This window comes from Actinoallomurus oryzae (assembly GCF_039541955.1).
Classification (GTDB): domain Bacteria; phylum Actinomycetota; class Actinomycetes; order Streptosporangiales; family Streptosporangiaceae; genus Actinoallomurus; species Actinoallomurus oryzae.
The window spans coordinates 1-1,810 of the sequence record NZ_BAABHF010000004.1 but is presented as its reverse complement, the minus strand read 5'-3'; the positions used below and the strand labels follow the sequence as shown (position 1 = coordinate 1,810).

Genomic DNA, 1,810 nt, shown 5'->3' with positions numbered 1-1,810 from the left:
TCATGCTCCGTGACGTCGCGACCGAGATCCAGTCCATCGTCACCGGCCTCCTCCTCATCATCTCGGTACTCACACCGCGGATCGCGGCGGCGGTACGCGAGACACGACGACATCACCGCGGATCCCCGTCCGCCTCCACCTCCTGACCAGTGACCGAAGAAAAGGAACCCTCCATGATCAAGCGTCCCCTGGCGGCCGTGGCGCTCACCGCCGCGCTCGCCGTCGGCGCCGCCGCCTGCGGCGGCACGACCAAGAACTCCTCCGCGAGCGACAACGGCGGCGCCGCCGCGACGAGCGGTGCGAAGGCGAACCCGAACGCTCCGCTGAAGAAGGGCCTGAAGCTGGCGTTCCTGCCCAAGCAGGTCAACAACCCGTACGAGACGATCGTCGACAAGGCCGGCATCGCGGGGGCGAAGGAGTTCGGCGGCACCGCGAAGGAGGTCGGTCCGTCGGATGCGTCGGCCTCGTCGCAGATCTCCTACCTCAACACGCTGATCCAGCAGCGTCAGGACGCGATCCTCATCGCGGCCAACGACCCCAACGCCGTCTGCGGGCCGCTGAAGCAGGCCATGTCCCGCAAGATCGCCGTCGTGGCCTATGACTCCGATGCGGCCAAGGAGTGCCGGGACGTCTTCATCAACCAGGCGAGCTCGGAAGAGATCGGCCGCAGTGAGATCAAGGTCATGTCCGATCTGATCGGCGGCAAGGGCAAGATCGCGATCCTGTCGGCGACCGCCAACGCCACCAACCAGAACACCTGGATCAGCTTCATGAAGGAGGAGCTGAAGAAGCCGGAGTACTCCGGGATCCAGCTGGTGAAGGTCGCCTACGGCGACGACGATGACCAGAAGTCCTTCCAGCAGACCCAGGGTCTGCTCCAGGCCTACCCGGACCTGAAGGGCATCATCGCGCCCACCACCGTCGGCATCGCCGCCGCGGCCCGCTACATCGACAGCTCCAAGTACAAGGGCAAGGTCGCCGTCTCCGGTCTCGGCACCCCCAACCAGATGCGCAAGTTCGTCAAGGACGGCACCGTCAAGAAGTTCGAGCTGTGGGACCCGGCGAACCTCGGCTACCTCGCCTCCTACGCCGCCGCCGCCCTCGCCTCCGGTCAGATCACCGGCGCCCAGGGCGAGAGCTTCAAGGCCGGCAAGCTCGGCTCCCGGACCATCGGCAAGGACGGCGAGGTCATCCTCGGCCCGCCGACCGTCTTCGACAGCAGCAACATCGACAACTACCACTTCTAGGACGCTCGGCGCGGGGCCGCCGGGCGCGGCCCCGCGCCGTCGCGGGAGGAGTATCCATGGAGCGCGTGTGTTTCCTGCTGCGGGTCCGTAAGGACCGGCTGGAGGAGTACCGCGAACGGCACAAGGCGGTCTGGCCGGACATGCTGACCGCCCTTCGCGCGGCGGGCTGGCGGAACTACAGCATCTTCCTGCGCGACGACGGCCTGCTCGTCGGCTACCTGGAGACCGACGACTTCGAGGCCGCGCGCGCCGCCATGGAGGGCACCGAGGTGAACGCCCGCTGGCAGGCGGACATGGCGCCGTTCTTCGAGGACCTCGAGGGACAGCGCCCCGATGAGGGCCTGCTGCGACTGGACGAAGTGTTCCATCTCGACTGACGGATCGGGGATCACGAACCATGACAACGGACATAGCCCGCGTCAAGGCGGCGCTGCGGAGTCAGCGCATTGAGACGCCGTCGTGGGCGTATGGCAATTCCGGGACGCGTTTCAAGGTGTTCGCGCAGGAGGGTGTGCCGCGTACGCCGCAGGAGAAGATCGATGATGCGGCGCAGGTGCATCGGT

Annotated in this window: 2 protein-coding genes and 1 pseudogene; all 3 read left to right on the top strand. The window is 66.9% G+C overall.

Going from position 1 to position 1,810, the window contains the following annotated elements:
• Positions 1-173: 173 nt before the first annotated feature.
• Positions 174-1,247: a rhamnose ABC transporter substrate-binding protein gene (gene rhaS, locus ABEA10_RS00340; RefSeq protein ID WP_345455663.1), complete on the top strand. Its 1,074-nt coding sequence runs from the start codon at positions 174-176 to the stop codon at positions 1,245-1,247.
• 56 nt (positions 1,248-1,303) lie between these two features.
• Positions 1,304-1,624: an L-rhamnose mutarotase gene (locus ABEA10_RS00335; RefSeq protein ID WP_345455661.1), complete on the top strand. Its 321-nt coding sequence runs from the start codon at positions 1,304-1,306 to the stop codon at positions 1,622-1,624.
• Positions 1,625-1,644: 20 nt separating this feature from the next.
• Positions 1,645-1,810, top strand: a pseudogene (locus tag ABEA10_RS00330) (L-rhamnose isomerase); the annotation flags it as partial.